The organism is Microbacterium marinilacus (assembly GCF_019753765.1).
GTDB lineage: Bacteria > Actinomycetota > Actinomycetes > Actinomycetales > Microbacteriaceae > Microbacterium > Microbacterium marinilacus.
On sequence record NZ_JAIJZW010000004.1, the window covers coordinates 209580 to 224730 of the forward strand.

Sequence of the window (15151 nt, forward strand, 5' to 3'; positions counted from 1 at the left end):
GACGGCCTCCGTCACCTGCTCGATGACGTCTGCCGCCTGATCGGCGGCCGCCTGCGCCTGCTCCACCGCTTCGGCGGCCTGCGACGCCGCTGCCTGCGCCTGCTCGGCGTCGGCCTGCGCCTGCGCGAGAACCGCCGGAGAGATCACCGGGATGGCCGACGTCTCGAGCGCGACCCGACGGCGGTAGATGCGGCGCTGCTCGGGGAGGCTGAGGTCGAAGACCACGGCGAGCAGTCGGATCACGGTCGTGACCGAGACGCCCAGCACGGCGGCGGGCACGATCTCGAGGCCCAGCTGGTACGAGATGCCGAGCGCGGTGCAGCCCGCGGCCGCCGCGACCGCGTAGAGCGAGCCGACGTGCATGATGGCGATGGGCAGTCCCATCGCGATGTCGCGGGCGATGCCGCCGCCCACCGCGGCGATGGCGCCGACGAAGATCGCCGGGATCAGCGGCAGCCCCAGCGCCAGCGCCTTGCTGGTGCCGAACGCCCCGAACAGGCCGATCAGCACGGCGTCGAGCGCGACGATCAGCTTGTTGAGGCGCTGGAAGACGCCGGCCAGGAGCATGCCGGTGAGCGACGCGGCGACGGCGGTGAGGATGTACCAGTTCGACTGCAGGGTGGCAGGCGTCACGCCCAGCAGAACGTCGCGGATGAGGCCGCCGCCCATGCCGACGATGATGCCGATCAGCGCGACGCCGAGCAGGTCGAGCCGCCGCTGGCCCTGGAAGCCGGAGGCGAACACCGCGCCTTGCACGCCGCCGAGGGCGACGGCTGTCAGGTCCGCCCAGAGGGGCAGCACGAACGCGGGCTCGGTCACGTCCCCTATCGTGACATCCGGTCCTGCGCATCCCGGGCGAGCCGGAGCGGCGTGCCGGGCGGGACACGGCCGTTTGTCGGTCGACCGCGGCAGAATGGAGGCGTGCCCACCTATCGAGACGAAGCGGTCGTGCTGCGCACGCACAAGCTGGGCGAGGCGGACCGCATCGTCACCATGCTGAGCCGTGAGCACGGGAAGGTGCGCGCGGTCGCGAAGGGCGTGCGACGCACCTCGTCGAAGTTCGGCGCGCGTCTCGAGCCCTTCATGGTGGCGGACGTGCAGCTGTACGAGGGGCGTTCGCTCGACATCGTCCAGCAGGCCGAGTCGCTGGGCTCCTACGGCGCCGAGATCGCCGCCGACTACGAGCGCTACACGGCGGCCAGCGCCATGGTGGAGTCGGCCGATCGCCTGACGCACGACGAGCCGGCGCCGAACCAGTACTTCCTCCTCGTCGGCGCGCTGCGCTCCCTCTCGCGCGGCGAGCACTCGCCCCGCCCCACCCTCGACTCCTATCTGCTGCGCTCCCTGTCGCTGGCGGGATGGGCGCCGGCGCTCGAGGACTGCGCGCGGTGCGGTCGTCCGGGGCCGCACGACATGTTCCTCGCCCAGCTGGGCGGCACAGTGTGCGCCGCGTGCGCCCCGCCGGGGACACCGCGCGTGAGCGCGACGGTGCTCGGGCTGCTGCGCGCGCTGCTCGCGGGGGACTGGGAGGCCGTCGACGCGGCCGTGGAGCGCGACGCCACCCAGGCGTCCGGCCTGGTGTCGGCGTACGTACAGTTCACGATGGAGCGCGGCCTTCGCGCGCTCTCGCAGACGCGAGGATCCCGATGACGCCCAAGCCCTACACGCATCGCGACGCGGTGCCGTATCGCCCGATCGACTGGACCGGCCTGCAGGCGCCCGACTACGGTCGCGATGCCCCGGGCCACGTGGCCATCGTGATGGACGGGAACGGGCGCTGGGCGAACCGTCGCGGGCTGTCGCGCATCGAGGGGCACAAGGCGGGCGAGGAGGTGCTGCTGGACGTCGTCGCGGGGGCCATCCAGGCCGGTGTGAAGCACCTGTCGGTCTACGCGTTCTCGACGGAGAACTGGCGCCGTTCGCCCGACGAGGTGCGCTTCCTCATGGGCTACAACCGCGATGTCCTGCACCGGCGACGCGACCAGCTGAACGAGTGGGGCGTGCGGATCCGCTGGGCGGGACGGACGCCGCGGCTGTGGGGGTCGGTGATCAAGGAGCTGCGCTTCGCCGAGCAGCTGACGGCAGGCAACGATGTGCTGACGCTGACGATGTGCATCAACTACGGGGGCCGCAACGAGGTCGTCGACGCGGCGCGGGCGCTGGCGGAGGAGGTCGCGGCGGGGCGGCTGAAGCCGTCGGGGGTGACGGAGAAGGCGCTGCGCCGTCACTTCTACGTGCCCGACATGCCGGACGTCGACCTGTTCGTGCGATCCAGCGGCGAGCAACGCACGTCGAACTTCCTCCTCTGGCAGGCCGCCTACGCCGAGATGGTGTTCCTCGACACGCTCTGGCCCGACTTCAGTCGTGCGGATCTGTGGCACGCCATCGATCTGTACCTGGGCCGCGAACGCCGCTTCGGCGGCGCGGTCGACACTCCGCAGGAGGGCGCCGGCCCCGCCTAGACGCATGAACGGCGGGGAATACCTCGCGGGTCCGCCGAGTTGCACCCCGTGTGAGCGATGTGACGAACAGCCCTGCCCCGATCCGGATCGATGTCTGGAGCGACATCGCTTGCCCGTGGTGCTACATCGGCAAGCGCAACCTCGAGAACGGCCTCGCCGCCGTGGCCGCCGACGAGGACGCGCCTCAAGTGGAGATCACGTACCACTCGTTCGAGCTCTCGCCCGACACGCCGATCGACTTCGACGGGTCGAGCGCCGACTTCCTGGCTCAGCACAAGGGGATCTCACCCGATCAGGCTCAGGAGATGAACGATCGCGTCGCGCAGATCGCCGAGCAGCAGGCAGGGCTGCACTACCGGTTCGATCTGCAGCAGCACACGAACACCGTGAAGGCGCACGAGCTGACGCACTTCGCCAAGGAGCACGGCAAGCAGGTCGAGATGACCGAGCGGCTCATGTCCGCCTACTTCGTGGAGGGACGCCACGTGGGCCGCATCGACGACCTCGTGGAGCTCGCCGAGGAGGTCGGGCTGGATGCGAGCGCCGCCCGAGACGTGCTCGACAACGACCACTACCTGCCGGACGTGCGGCAGGACCAGGCGCAGGCTCGCGCCTTCGGCATCAGCGGGGTGCCCTTCTTCGTCATCGACGGCAAGTACGGTGTGAGCGGCGCGCAGCCGCCCGAGGCGTTCACGCAGGTCGCCCGCCAGGTCTGGGCCGAGCACCGCGCCGACTCCTGACGCGTGGCCGCTGATGCGCGGGCGTCCGCGCCGTCGGCGGGCCGCAAGCGCACGCCTCCACACCGCTCGGCTGCACAGCCCGGAGTCTGGGAGAATGGTTCCGTGACCCCCGTCCTCGCTCCTCCCGCCCGTCACGCGACGGAACCGGGGCGCTCGCTGCGCATCGGCTCGATCGACCTCGACGTGCCGGTCGTGCTCGCCCCGATGGCGGGGATCACGAACACGGCCTTCCGCCGGCTGTGCCGGGAGTACGGCGCCGGACTGTACGTGAGCGAGATGATCACGACCCGCGCGCTCGTCGAGCGCAACGAGGCCACGATGCGTCTGATCCGGCACCACGAGTCGGAGACGCCCCGGTCGATCCAGCTCTACGGCGTCGATCCGGTCGTCACCGCCGAGGCGGCGCGCATCATCGCCGAGGAGGACCGGGCCGACCACATCGATCTGAACTTCGGCTGTCCCGTGCCGAAGGTCACCCGCAAGGGCGGCGGCTCGGCGTTGCCGTGGAAGCTCGGCCTGTTCCGCGAGATCGTCGAGGGGGCGGTCAAGGCGGCGGGGCCCGTGCCGGTCACGGTGAAGATGCGCAAGGGCATCGACGCCGACCATCTGACGTACCTGGACGCGGGGCGGATCGCCGAGGACGCAGGGGCGGCCGCCGTCGCGCTCCACGCCCGCACCGCTGCGGAGTTCTACTCCGGAACGGCCGACTGGTCGGCGATCGCCAAGCTCAAGCAGACCGTGACGGGCATCCCCGTGCTCGGCAACGGCGACATCTGGAGCGCCGCCGACGCCGTGCGGATGATGGAGGAGACGGGCTGCGACGGCGTCGTGGTCGGACGCGGATGCCTGGGGCGCCCATGGCTCTTCGGCGAGCTGGCCTCGGCCTTCGGAGCGGAGGCGCCGCAGGTCGACGCGAACCTCGGCTTCGTCGCGCAGGCCTTCCGCCGCCACGCGGAGCTGCTGGCCGAGTTCTTCGAGGACGAGGACCGCGGCTGCCGCGACATCCGCAAGCACGTCGCCTGGTACTTCAAGGGATATCCGGTCGGAGGCGACCTGCGCGCGAGCCTCGCCACCGCCTCGAGCCTCGCGGAGATCGACGACCTGCTCGATCAGCTCGACCACGGCGCCCCCTATCCGGGTGAGGCGGCAGAGGGGCAGCGCGGGCGAGCGGGTTCCCCCAAGCGGCCGGTGCTGCCGCAGGGCTGGCTCGACTCGCGCGACATCGGTGAGGACGCGAGCGGCGTCCTGCAGGGAGCGGAGCTGGACACCAGTGGCGGCTGAGGCGGTCCGTCCGGCGGGCTACGGCGAGCTGGACGGAGAGCGTTTCGTCGCCGAACGGCACCGCTCGGAGCGCGACGACTTCGCCCGGGACCGTGCCCGGGTGCTGCACTCGGCGGGTCTGCGGCGGCTGGCGGCCAAGACCCAGGTGCTGAGCCCGGCGAGCACGGCCGACTTCGCCCGCAACCGGCTCACGCATTCGCTCGAGGTCGCCCAGGTCGGGCGCGAGCTCGCGATCGCCCTCGGGCTGTCCGCCGACGTCGTGGACACGGCGTGCCTGAGCCACGACCTGGGGCATCCGCCGTTCGGTCACAACGGCGAGCGAGCGCTGAACGAGTGGGCCGAGCACATCGGCGGGTTCGAGGGCAACGCGCAGTCGCTGCGCATCCTGACACGGCTCGAGGCGAAGGTGCTCGACGAGCGCGACCACTCGGTCGGGCTCAACCTGACCCGGGCGAGCCTCGACGCGACGTGCAAGTACCCTTGGACGGTCGACAACCCGCTGCCCGATCCGGGTGGGCGGCTCAAGTTCGGCGTGTACCCCGAGGACGAGGCCGTCTTCCACTGGATGCGCCAGGACGCCCCCGGGCGCCTGCGATGCATCGAGGCGGAGGTCATGGACCTCTCGGACGACATCGCGTACTCCGTGCACGACTTCGAGGATGCGGTGGTCAACGGCTACGTCGACCTGGCGCGCCTGTCCGACCCCGTGGAGCACCACCCGCTGATCGGGAAGATCCAGCAGTGGGTCGGCTACGACTACTCGCGCGAGGAGCTCGCCGACGGTCTGTACCGCCTCACACGGCAGCCGATGTGGCTGAAGTCGTTCGATCGATCGCGTCGCGATCTGGCGCGGCTGAAGAACCTCACGAGCGACCTGATCGGCCGGTTCGCGCGCGCGGCCGTGTCGGCGACGCGCGAGGCGTACGCCGGCCCGTCCCTGGCGCGATACAACGCCCACGTGGTCGTGCCCCGCGTCATCGAGGTCGAGATCGCGGTGCTGAAGGGCGTCATGGGATCGGCCATCGTCACCATCGACGCACGCAAGGGCGTGTACAAGGAGCAGCGACGCGTGCTCAAGCGCCTGGCCGACGCGCTCTGGTCGACGGACACGCTGTGGTCGGCCGGCCCGGACGTGCTCGAGCCGGCGTTCGCCGCCGACTTCCGCGCCTCCACGACCGACGCGGAGAGGGCGCGGGTCGTGGTGGACCAGGTCGCGAGCCTGACGGATCAGACCGCGGTCGACTGGCACAACCGCCTGGTCGGCGAGATCGATCCGGCCGAGGTGGGCATCTGGACGCCGCGGCACGCCCACCCGGGCGCTCGCGCCCGGGCCGGTGCCGGATCGCGCGCGGTGGACGCCGGGGTGTCCTGATGCCGCGCATCCGGCAGGCCGATGTCGAGGAGGTCAAGGCCCGCACGAACATCGCCGACGTGATCGGCGAGCGCGTCGCGCTGCGGTCCGCCGGCGTCGGGTCGTTGAAGGGCCTCTGCCCGTTCCACGACGAGAAGAGCCCGAGCTTCCACGTGCGGCCCCAGGTGGGGTACTACCACTGCTTCGGCTGCGGCGAGTCGGGCGACGTGTACACGTTCCTGCGCGAGATGGACCACGTGACGTTCACCGAGGCCGTGGAGCGGCTCGCGGGACGCATCGGCTACGCGTTGCACTACGAGGACGGCGGCCCGGCGCCCGAGACCAGCGGGCGCTCGCGCCTGTTCGCGGCGAACACGGCCGCGGCCGAGTTCTTCCGCGGCCAGCTCATGTCGGCCGAGGCCGAGACCGGGCGGCGGTTCCTCGGCGAGCGCGGCTTCGACGCCGGCGCCGCGGCGCACTTCGGGGTCGGCTACGCGCCGCAGGGCTGGGACAACCTGCTGAAGGCGCTCACCGCCCAGGGCTTCTCCCGAGAGGAGCTCACGACGGCGGGGCTGGTGTCGACGAATCAGCGCGGTGGCGTGTACGACCGCTTCCGCGGTCGGCTGGTCTGGCCGATCCGCGACGTCACCGGCCAGACTGTCGGGTTCGGCGCGCGCCGCCTCTACGACGACGATCAGGGGCCCAAGTACCTGAACACCCCGGAGACGCCGATCTACAAGAAGGCCCAGGTGCTGTACGGCCTGGATCTCGCCAAGCGCGACATCTCCCGTGGCGACCCGAAGCGCGTGGTCGTGGTGGAGGGATACACGGACGTGATGGCGTGCCACCTGGCAGGGGTGACGACGGCGATCGCGACGTGCGGCACCGCCTTCGGCTCGGAGCATGTCACGGTGCTGCGCCGCATCATGGGCGACGACTCGGCGTCGGGCGAGGTCGTGTTCACGTTCGACGGCGATGAGGCGGGGCAGAAGGCCGCGATCCGCGCGTTCGCGGAGGACGGTCGGTTCAACGCGCAGACGTACGTCGCCGTGGCGCCGGATGGGCTCGACCCCTGCGATCTTCGACTGCAGCGCGGTGATGCCGCCGTGCGGGGGCTGCTCGACCACAAGCAGCCGATGTTCGAGTTCGTGATCGACCGTCGCATCGGCGGGTTCGACCTCGCCAGCGTCGAGGGCCGCATCGGTGCCCTCCGCTCCGCGGCGCCCGTCGTGGCGGCGATCCGTGACCGGATGGTGCGGGCCGGGTACGAGCGCGTGCTCGCCCGCAAGCTCGGCATGGAGCCGCGGGACGTGCGCGGTGAGGTCGAGCAGGCCGCACGCCGCGCCTCGTCGTCCTCCTCGCAGGGCGGCGGCTCGCGCTCGTCGGCGACGGCCGGGCCGCGTCCGATGCCCGGCTCGGAGCAGCCGACGTCCGACGCGCCCCTTCAGCGGGTCACGCTCGCTTCGCTGCCGCGGACGACCGATGTAGCGATGGAGCGGGACGCCCTCACCGGCGTGCTGCTCTACGGCCACCGAATCGAGCCCGGTCTGCTGGCGCGGGCGATCGCCATCCCGTTCCGCACGCAGGCGCTGGAGGCCGTGCGCGCGAGCGTCGCGGCTGCCGCCGACCGGACGCGACCGGGATGGGCCATGGCGGCGATCGAGGCGGTGCGCGAGCCCTATCGGCAGCTCGCCGGAGAGCTGCTCGCGCGCGACTTCCCCGCGCGAGACGACGAGCACGCCGTCGCATCGGTGAACGACATCTGTCGACGCCTGGTGCTGCGTTCGCTCGATCAGTCGAAGACCGAGCTGCTCAGCGCCGTGCAGAGGACCGCGCCGTCATCCGAGGAGGGGCGTGCGCTGCGGGTGCGGTTGCGCGACATCGACATCGAACGGCGCGCGCTGATCGACGTGGAGTGATCGCGTGCCCGGTGCGACCCGCCCGGCGGGACGCGCTGTCGGCACGTGTGCTCCGCGGGAGGCAGGATGGGAAGCATGTTCCGCGTCCCCGATGATCCCGTGAACGCCGTCGTGTGCGACGACCTCAGCGTGAGCCGCTGGGGGCATGGCCCGGAGACCCGTGCGGTCGACGGCGTGACGTTCACCTTGCCGTCGGCCGGCACGCTGTGCGTGTCGGGTGCGACCGGGGCCGGCAAGTCCAGCCTGCTCGGCGTGCTCGCCGGACGTGGTGACGACACCTTGACGGTCGCGGGCGGGGACGCGCGCGTGTCGGGCATCTCGGTGCTCCGTCGTGGGCGCGACCGTCGTGTGCTGACGTACCGCGTGGGCTATCTGCCGCAGGGTGCGGGCGCGAGCCTCCCGGCGCGGCTGAGCGTAGGGGAGACGATCGCGGAGCCGATCACCTCCCGCACGCGCCGAGCCAACACGCGTGCGGTCTCGGTCCGGGTGGCGGCCCTTCTCGACGAGATGCACCTTCCGCTGGGCGCCGCCGACAAGTTCCCCTTCGAGCTCAGCGCGGGCATGCGCCAGCGCGTCGCGTTCGCGCGGGCGCTCGTGCTCGACCCGCGCATCCTGGTCGCCGACGAGCCGCTCGCGAACATCGACCTCGAGGTGCGGCACGTCGTGTTCGATGCGATCGTCCGCCGCCGGCAGGAATGGGGCATGGCGGCCCTGGTCGCCACGAACGACGGCTCGCTCGTCCGCGAGCTCGGCGCCGCCGAGCTCACGCTGCGCGGCGGGCATGTCGTGGCCCAGAATCCGGGCGGTCTGGTGGCGTGGTCGGCCGACACGCCAGGGCGCGCACCCGTGTCGTGAGCACACCTCGGCGTTTGCTAGAATTGTGGGGTTGCCCCGCAGGGGTAGAGGAGTGATCCTCGGTAGCTCAATTGGCAGAGCAGCCGGCTGTTAACCGGCAGGTTCTTGGTTCGAGTCCAAGCCGGGGAGCGACGAGAGGCCCTCGACCGCAAGGTCGGGGGCCTCTTCCCCTTTCCGCGATCGGTTGCACCGGCGTCAGAGCAACACGAAGAGCAGCCAGACGGCGAGCGGCGTGCCGATCACGAAGAAGATCAGGCCGATGACGGCGCTGCGGGGGCGAGAGTGCCCGCGATCCGGAGGTGTCATGCCCCGAGCATGGCACAGACGCGGAGGCGGTCTCCCTCGCGACCGAGCCGGGTCGTCGTCTCCGCCCATCCGTTTCCCCGTCCGTGCCGAATGGAGGGAGGACAGCCGCGATCGCGGTGCTCGCGTCCTTCACCGCCACAGAACAGATCCCCATGAAGAAGACACTCGCGCGCCTGGCGACCATCATCGTCGCTCTCGCGCTGCTCCTCCCGGCGCAGGCGGCTCACGCCGCTCCCGGGCAGGAGAAGGCCCCCCGCAACCTCGTCTGGTCGAAGTCGACCGTGTGCGTCGAGAACTGGCTGGACAAGACGTGGGACACCTACGTCAAGAAGGCCGCGACCGACTGGCAGAGCGGGAGCGCGTTCAGGATCGTGACGAAGAATCGCGCGCAGTGCGGGTCGGCCTACCAGGGGCGGACGGTGACCATCAAGAGCGGCAGCCTCGAGACCGGCACTCTCGCGACGACGAACAACACCGTGAAGGGCGACTACCCGAACACGGTGATCAGCGGCAGCAGGATCGTCGTGGACGTCGAGGAGTTCTGGAAGAACAACCCTCGCACCCGCCAGCCGATCATCTGCCACGAGCTGGGACACGCCTTCGGCGTCGCCCACTACGAGGATCGCTCGTCGTGCATGAACGTCACGACCTACGACGGCGTGGCGACGAAGCCCCACGCACGCGATCTGGCGATCTTGAAGGCCCGATACGGCAAGGGCTGAGCGAGACGTGTGCGAGCGCACGTCCGAGAATCGGACCGGGTCGTTAGGCTTCGGCCATGACCGATCACGCGGTTCCGAATCTCCCGTCTCGTGACTTCGACGACACGAGAGCGTTCTACGAGGGGTTCGGTTTCGAGCAGACGCATCGAGACGAGGGCTGGCTGATCCTCCGCCGCGGCGAGCTTCGGCTGGAGTTCTTCCTCTTCCCCGATCTCGTGCCCGAGGAGAGCTCCTTCATGTGCAGCGTCCGAGTCGACGACCTCGACGAGCTGTACCGGCAGATCACGCAGGCGGGCGTCGTCGAGAAGACCGCCGGGCGTCCGCGGCTGCACCCCGCGCAGGCGCAGCCCTGGGGGCAACGAGCCGGATTCCTCGTCGACCCGGACGGCACGCAGCTCAACCTGATCGAGAACGCCGCCTAACGCGGTCTCGGCGCCGGCCTGACGGAGCGGATGAGGCACGGCCGCGGCCTCCTCGCGAATCGCCGACCCGTCTCCGACGCAGGCTAGCTCTGGCGGCGGCTGTCCACCGCGACGCCGAAGGCGACGCCCAGGGCGATGCCGAAGCCGAGCCCGAGGGCGGGGTTGTCGAAGACGAGCCAGCCGAAGACCAGCCCGAAGGCGATGCCGAGCGAGATGCCGATCGCGAGGCCTCTCTGGGGTCGCCTGTCGTCCTTCTGCGGCTTCTGCTCATCGGCCATGCCCCCAACGTACGAGTCCGAATGTCGGGCCGCTTCCGTCGCACGGCGGAGATCTGCCGCCGTGGAGCGGGCCGTGACGGCTGGTAGCCTGCGTGCTGGCGCGTCCCCGTCGACCTGGAGGACGCCGGACGATGGAGGAGACGAGACATGAGCTGGGCACGCCGAACCGCGAGACGAGTCGCCGCCACGGTCACGGTCATCGGTGCGATGACGCTCGTCGCGGGGTGCTCGGGCGCCGGCTCGGCGTACTGCGACACGTTGACGGAGAACAGCGCCACGTCGGCGACCGTGTTCACGCCGGTCATCCCCGGCATGACGACGTCGGCCGAGGTGGACACGCGTCTCGCGCTGCTGGACGAGGTGGGCGACGACGTGCCCGAAGACCTCCGGTCCGACTTCGACGCCTGGCAGGCGCATCTCGAAGAGGCCCGCGATCTCCTCGACTCCGACGAGGCAGGCGCCGCGAACGAGGTGCTCTCGTCCGCGGACGCCGGGGCGCGCGAGGCGGGGGAGCGGCTGGCGGATCACTACATCGGCACCTGCATGGCGTGATCGCGCGCGCCGCGACGCATCAGTCCGTCGCGGGCGTCTCGATGCCTCGGGACATCGGCTTCAGGCGGAGGCGGCCCTGCAGAGGTTCGCGAGGTGGTGGCGCCAACCGTCCCGGTGCTCCTCCCGTAGCCGTCGGCCTGTGGCGGTGTCGGGGAACCCCGTCTCGGTGATGTCGATCCGGGTCACAGGTCCGGTCTGCGCGAGACGGATGGTGACGGTGCGCGGCGCGCCGACGGCGCCGTCGTGCCATTCGAAGGCGAGGCGCTGCGACGTCTCGGCGGCCAGGACGGTCCCCGTTGCGGTGCGCGCGCTTCCGTCTTGCGTCCAGGTCTCCGTGAGCGGCGCGCCGACGACGGGCTCGAAGACGAGCTCCGGCCACCACGCTCCGCGTTCGGCGGTGAGCGCGCGCCACGCGCTGTCGCTGTCGGCGATGGCGAGTCCGGTGACCGTGAGCGAGCCGCTCATCGCGGATGGCTCGGTGCCGAGGAGGACCTCCCACTCTCGGCGGATCAGCTCGCCGTCGAACTCGAAGACGTCGAGAGACCGCCGGCCGGCGTCGTCGACGAGAGATGTCGCGACGCGAGCCCGTTCGACGTCGATCGTCATGTCGACGCAGCGGAAGGCGGTGGCGACGTCCGAGTAGGCGGCCCGGATGGCCGAGAGGTAGTCGCCGCGCCCGACGACGACGCGCTCGGAGGCCCCGTCGACGAGCGTCCACTCGACGTGGGGATGCAGAAGGCGCGCGTACGTGCGCCAGTCGCGAGCGTTCTCCGCGCGGAAGAAGGCCTCGACGAGCCGTCGCAGTCCGTCCTCTGATCGCGCCGCCACGGGCTCACTCTAGGGGAGAGCACCGGACGGGCGCCGCCGCCTCGGGGTCATCCCGGATAGTCCCGCAGCGCGGGCGTTGTCAACCCTGTGCCGCTCTTTGGCGCGAGACATGCGGCATCCGGCATGCTGTCTGGCGAGGCATCCACTTCTGGGGTGAGGGGAGGCCTCGAAGCCGGTTTCGGGTACCGGCGACATCATCTCCGCCCCTCCGGGTCAGAGCGTTACCTCGCTCCCCGGAGGGGCGGATTCCCGCGCGGTGGCGGTACGAGGGCGGTTGCCCAGCCGGCAGCGCCTATGTTCGTCTCATGGGGAGCTTCTACTACGACGGCAAAGAGACACCGATCACGGTCGACGACAGGGCGCTGAGCCACCTGAAGGCCGTGATGCTGACGAAGCTCCGGCGCAACGAGAGCTTCGCGGTGTCCTGGGCGGACGAGAAGGGGCACGGCCGGAACACCATCTGGGTGAACCCTGCCGTGCCGCTGCGCTTCATCTTCGACGAGCCGGAGCGGCCGGAGCTCGACCCGTCGTGGCTGACGAAGCTCGCCGAGGAGGCCGCCTTCGGGGGCATGACCTTCACGGCGCAGCAGAGCGGCTAGCGCCCGCCGCCGGGTCGCGGGCATGGGGAGCCGTGCCCGGCCGCGGTCGGGCAGCACCCCACGCGCACACCGTAGTGTGAAGGGGAGAACTGCTCATGACCACGTTGGGGGACGTGTTGAGTGCTTACGCACAAGGGGAACCGTGTCCGGAATGCGGCGGCCAGGTCGTCGCCGTCGGGATGGGATGGAAGGCCGGCGATGACGCGCCGGAGCATTGGCTATGTCGTTGCACGCACTGCAGGTGGACGACGGAGCTAGCGCCGTAGCGCCTTCTCGTCGTGACGCCCGGGTCGGTGCGCGTGTGGGCAGGATTGCCCCATGGCCGTCGTCCTTCGCCGGGGAGGAGCCTGGGTACGGTGGTGAGCACGACCCGCATACCCAGGAGGCGCACGACGATGAAGAGGACCCTGACGACGATGGCGGTGGCGGCGAGCGCCGCATTGCTGCTGGCCGGCTGCTCCGCCGCGGACGAGCCCGACGGTGCGGCAGAGACGACCTCGCCGGCCGCCTCGGCCTCGGCGCCTGCGCCGTCCTCGTCCTCGACGCCCTCCGAGCCCGTGTCGGAGCCGCTGACAGACGCCCAGCTGGCCACGGTCTTCGAGACGATCATGTTCGGGCCCGACGAGTACGACACGACCGCTGAGCTGCTCGACTCGATCTACCCCGGCCTCGCCGTGTCCGATCGCTCGTGCCTCGCGCCGTTCGGTGCGGAGTGGGAGTCCGCCGCCGGCGATGGCGGCACCGCCGAGTTCGGCACGAGCACCGATCGGTCGATGACGGCCGTCGTCGTGAGCGCGGCGGGCGCCGCCGCGGCCGACGAGCTGCTGGCTCAGTCGGAGGACGCCCTGACGCGCTGCGCGGACGGCGAGGAGCTGTTCACGATGCAGGGCGAGCCGGTGACGACGACCGTCGAGCCGTACGACCTCGCCCTGACCGGTGCGGACGACTCCCTGGGGTGGAAGGTGAGCGGAGACGTTGCCGGCTCGTCCTTCACCCTCATCGGGTCGACGGTGCGGGTGGGGGACGAGGTGCTCGCCCTGGTCGGCTGGGACCCCTCCACCAACACCGACTACGTGCCGCGCGCGACGCAGATGTTCGTCGACGAGCTCGCGGGAGCCCGTGGTTGAGCGCCTCCTTCTCGGAGGCGCTGTCACAGGTGAGCGTCGTGCTGCGACCGAGCCGCGAGGAAGACCTCGAATGGCTGGTCGAGCTCCGTGCCGAGGTGCTGCGGGAAGACCTCGAACGTCTCGGCCGATACGACCCGGTGCGCGTGCGGCAGCGTCTGCGTGACGGGTTCTCGCCCGCCGCGACGCGCATCGTCGTCGTCGACGGCGAGGAGGTGGGCTGCGTGGCGGTCCGGGATGCCCCCGACGCGCGCTGGGTCGAGCACTTCTACATCATGCCGGCAGCGCAGAACAGGGGAGTGGGCGGCCGGGTGCTGTCCGAGATCCTCGAAGAGCCGAGCTCCAAGCCCACCCGGCTGAACGTGCTGCAGGGCAGCGCTGCGCGGCGTCTCTACGAGCGCCGGGGCTTCGTCGTCGACGCCGAGGACGCGGTGGACGTCTTCATGACCCTTCGGGGATGAGGACGCCCACCGGTCTCGATCAGCGCGCGGAGCCTGCCAGGGAGCCGCTGACCTCGACGACGCCCTCGGCGGAGGGCTCGTAGATCACGCACTGCACCATGCGGTCCTGCAGGGTGGGGTCGTTCCACCCCTCCTCCAGGGGTGTGAACGCGCTGTAGTCGAGAACGGACTCCTCGTAGGCGAGTCCGACGAACGGCTCGAACTCGGTGTAGCAGCCCTCGCTGGCCGCCGTCTGCACGGCCTCGCTGCCGGGCCAGTCGCCGTCGGGCATCTCGAACTCGTCGTAGATCTCGTCGGTGTGCGGCTCGTCGCAGGGGACCACCGCCGCAGCGGAGAGCTCGGTGGCGTCGTCGAGCTGCAGGCAGTCGCCGACCTCGAGCTGGAAGACGTCCACGTCGGAGGCCTCGGTGACCTGGTTGGTCTCCTCGTCGCGCTCGGGAGCGGAGCCGCCCGAGACGAACTGGCTGATCGTGCTGCAGCCGCCGAGCGTCACAGTCAGAGCGAGGAGGGCCGTCAGGGTCACGAGACGGGCGGGGCTGGTGCGCACCATGGGGTTCCTTTCACACGCGGACGCCGCCGCGGCGCCCACCGCGAATCACAGTAGTGGTCGCGCGCCCCCGGGTGCGACCCGGTACGCCGCTGGTTCAGCCCTCGAGGTCGTCGACGCCGGGCATCCAGCTCGCGCCGGGGCGGCCCCACCCGCGCTTCCGGGCGATCTTCTGCACGAACTTGGCGTCGGACCCGATCAGTCGGTCGACGTAGAGGACGCCGTCCAGGTGGTCGAACTCGTGCTGCATGATCCGCGCGCGCCAGCCGTCGACCTCGATGCGCACCGAGGAGCCGCTGAGGTCGGTGCCGGTCACCACCACCCGCTCCGAACGGCGAAGCGCGAACCTCTCGCCCGGGAAGGAGAGGCAGCCCTCCGACTCCTCGTCCTCGTCGGGCTCGCCGGGCACCAGAGGGGTCATCCACAGCTCGGGGTTCAGGATCACGCCGCGCCACGGCTCCCCGTCGTCGTCCTCGTACGAGTAGGTGTAGATCCGCAGCGGAACGCCCACCTGTGGGGCGGCGAGGCCGACGCCCGGTGCGGCGTCCATCGTCTCGAACATGTCCGCGACCAGCGAGCGGACCTCGTCGGTCACCTCCTCGACCATGCCGGCAGGTGCGTGCAGGACGGGGTCGCCCATGATTCTGATCGGGAGAACGGCCATGCCTCCAGCGTAGTCGCGGGCCGGCCGGTTACCCTCGGAG

Annotated in this window: 17 protein-coding genes, 1 tRNA gene and 1 pseudogene; 14 read left to right on the plus strand and 5 right to left on the minus strand. The window is 70.8% G+C overall.

The window, feature by feature from the left end; genetic code table 11:
• Positions 1 to 135 precede the first annotated feature (135 nt).
• A pseudogene (locus K5S26_RS08740) lies at positions 136 to 819 on the minus strand (trimeric intracellular cation channel family protein); the annotation flags it as partial.
• 102 nt (positions 820 to 921) lie between these two features.
• On the opposite strand from K5S26_RS08740, the gene recO reads away from it, so the two are divergent.
• From recO to K5S26_RS08790, 10 genes are all read left to right on the plus strand, one after another.
• On the plus strand, positions 922 to 1650 hold the full coding sequence (gene recO, locus K5S26_RS08745; RefSeq protein WP_221857593.1) for a DNA repair protein RecO: 729 nt from the start codon (positions 922 to 924) through the stop codon (positions 1648 to 1650).
• Positions 1647 to 2462 (plus strand): isoprenyl transferase, encoded by an 816-nt coding sequence (locus K5S26_RS08750; RefSeq protein ID WP_221857594.1) that lies wholly within the window; start codon positions 1647 to 1649, stop codon positions 2460 to 2462. The genes recO and K5S26_RS08750 overlap by 4 nt, the downstream gene beginning before the upstream one ends.
• Positions 2463 to 2521: 59 nt before the next feature.
• Positions 2522 to 3202, plus strand: a complete 681-nt coding sequence (locus tag K5S26_RS08755) for a DsbA family oxidoreductase (RefSeq protein WP_221857595.1) — start codon at positions 2522 to 2524, stop codon at positions 3200 to 3202.
• Between the two features lie 102 nt (positions 3203 to 3304).
• Positions 3305 to 4483: a tRNA dihydrouridine synthase DusB gene (gene dusB, locus K5S26_RS08760; protein ID WP_308122854.1), complete on the plus strand. Its 1179-nt coding sequence runs from the start codon at positions 3305 to 3307 to the stop codon at positions 4481 to 4483.
• Positions 4473 to 5855: a deoxyguanosinetriphosphate triphosphohydrolase gene (locus K5S26_RS08765; RefSeq protein ID WP_221857597.1), complete on the plus strand. Its 1383-nt coding sequence runs from the start codon at positions 4473 to 4475 to the stop codon at positions 5853 to 5855. The genes dusB and K5S26_RS08765 overlap by 11 nt, the downstream gene beginning before the upstream one ends.
• Positions 5855 to 7753 carry a DNA primase gene (gene dnaG / locus K5S26_RS08770; protein ID WP_221857598.1) on the plus strand — a complete coding sequence of 633 codons (1899 nt, stop codon included), beginning with the start codon at positions 5855 to 5857 and terminating at the stop codon, positions 7751 to 7753. The genes K5S26_RS08765 and dnaG overlap by 1 nt, the downstream gene beginning before the upstream one ends.
• Positions 7754 to 7828: 75 nt before the next feature.
• Entirely contained in the window at positions 7829 to 8608 is a 780-nt protein-coding gene (locus tag K5S26_RS08775) for an ATP-binding cassette domain-containing protein (RefSeq protein WP_221857599.1), read from the plus strand.
• A gap of 56 nt (positions 8609 to 8664) precedes the next feature.
• Positions 8665 to 8737, plus strand: a tRNA-Asn gene (locus tag K5S26_RS08780).
• Between the two features lie 329 nt (positions 8738 to 9066).
• A complete protein-coding gene (locus K5S26_RS08785; protein WP_221857600.1) occupies positions 9067 to 9636 on the plus strand; it encodes a matrixin family metalloprotease in 570 nt (189 codons plus the stop codon).
• Between the two features lie 56 nt (positions 9637 to 9692).
• On the plus strand, positions 9693 to 10058 hold the full coding sequence (locus K5S26_RS08790; protein ID WP_221857601.1) for a bleomycin resistance protein: 366 nt from the start codon (positions 9693 to 9695) through the stop codon (positions 10056 to 10058).
• Positions 10059 to 10141: 83 nt separating this feature from the next.
• Here the strand turns inward: K5S26_RS08790 and K5S26_RS08795 are convergent, their stop codons facing one another.
• On the minus strand, positions 10142 to 10336 hold the full coding sequence (locus tag K5S26_RS08795) for a glycine zipper domain-containing protein (RefSeq protein ID WP_221857602.1): 195 nt from the start codon (positions 10334 to 10336) through the stop codon (positions 10142 to 10144).
• Positions 10337 to 10483: 147 nt separating this feature from the next.
• Here K5S26_RS08795 and K5S26_RS08800 point away from each other — a divergent pair, with 147 nt between their 5' ends.
• On the plus strand, positions 10484 to 10888 hold the full coding sequence (locus K5S26_RS08800) for a hypothetical protein (protein ID WP_221857603.1): 405 nt from the start codon (positions 10484 to 10486) through the stop codon (positions 10886 to 10888).
• A 60-nt stretch (positions 10889 to 10948) separates the two neighbouring features.
• On the opposite strand, the gene K5S26_RS19160 is transcribed toward K5S26_RS08800, so the two are convergent.
• Entirely contained in the window at positions 10949 to 11716 is a 768-nt protein-coding gene (locus K5S26_RS19160) for an SRPBCC family protein (RefSeq protein WP_221857604.1), read from the minus strand.
• 305 nt (positions 11717 to 12021) lie between these two features.
• Between K5S26_RS19160 and K5S26_RS08810 the strand changes: the two genes are divergently transcribed.
• From K5S26_RS08810 to K5S26_RS08820, 3 genes are all read left to right on the plus strand, one after another.
• Positions 12022 to 12315, plus strand: coding sequence for a DUF7882 family protein (locus tag K5S26_RS08810; protein ID WP_221857605.1), 294 nt, complete (start codon positions 12022 to 12024; stop codon positions 12313 to 12315).
• Between the two features lie 395 nt (positions 12316 to 12710).
• Positions 12711 to 13442, plus strand: coding sequence for a hypothetical protein (locus K5S26_RS08815; protein ID WP_221857606.1), 732 nt, complete (start codon positions 12711 to 12713; stop codon positions 13440 to 13442).
• A complete protein-coding gene (locus tag K5S26_RS08820; protein ID WP_246603786.1) occupies positions 13439 to 13900 on the plus strand; it encodes a GNAT family N-acetyltransferase in 462 nt (153 codons plus the stop codon). Before K5S26_RS08815 ends, K5S26_RS08820 begins: the two co-directional genes overlap by 4 nt.
• A gap of 19 nt (positions 13901 to 13919) precedes the next feature.
• Here K5S26_RS08820 and K5S26_RS08825 read toward each other — a convergent pair whose 3' ends face one another.
• Together K5S26_RS08825 and def are read right to left on the minus strand one after the other, a co-directional pair.
• The gene (locus tag K5S26_RS08825) at positions 13920 to 14450 is read right to left on the minus strand and encodes a septum formation family protein (protein ID WP_221857607.1); all 531 of its coding nucleotides are present in this window, start codon (positions 14448 to 14450) and stop codon (positions 13920 to 13922) included.
• Positions 14451 to 14544: 94 nt separating this feature from the next.
• Positions 14545 to 15111: a peptide deformylase gene (gene def, locus K5S26_RS08830; protein WP_221857608.1), complete on the minus strand. Its 567-nt coding sequence runs from the start codon at positions 15109 to 15111 to the stop codon at positions 14545 to 14547.
• Positions 15112 to 15151 lie beyond the last annotated feature (40 nt).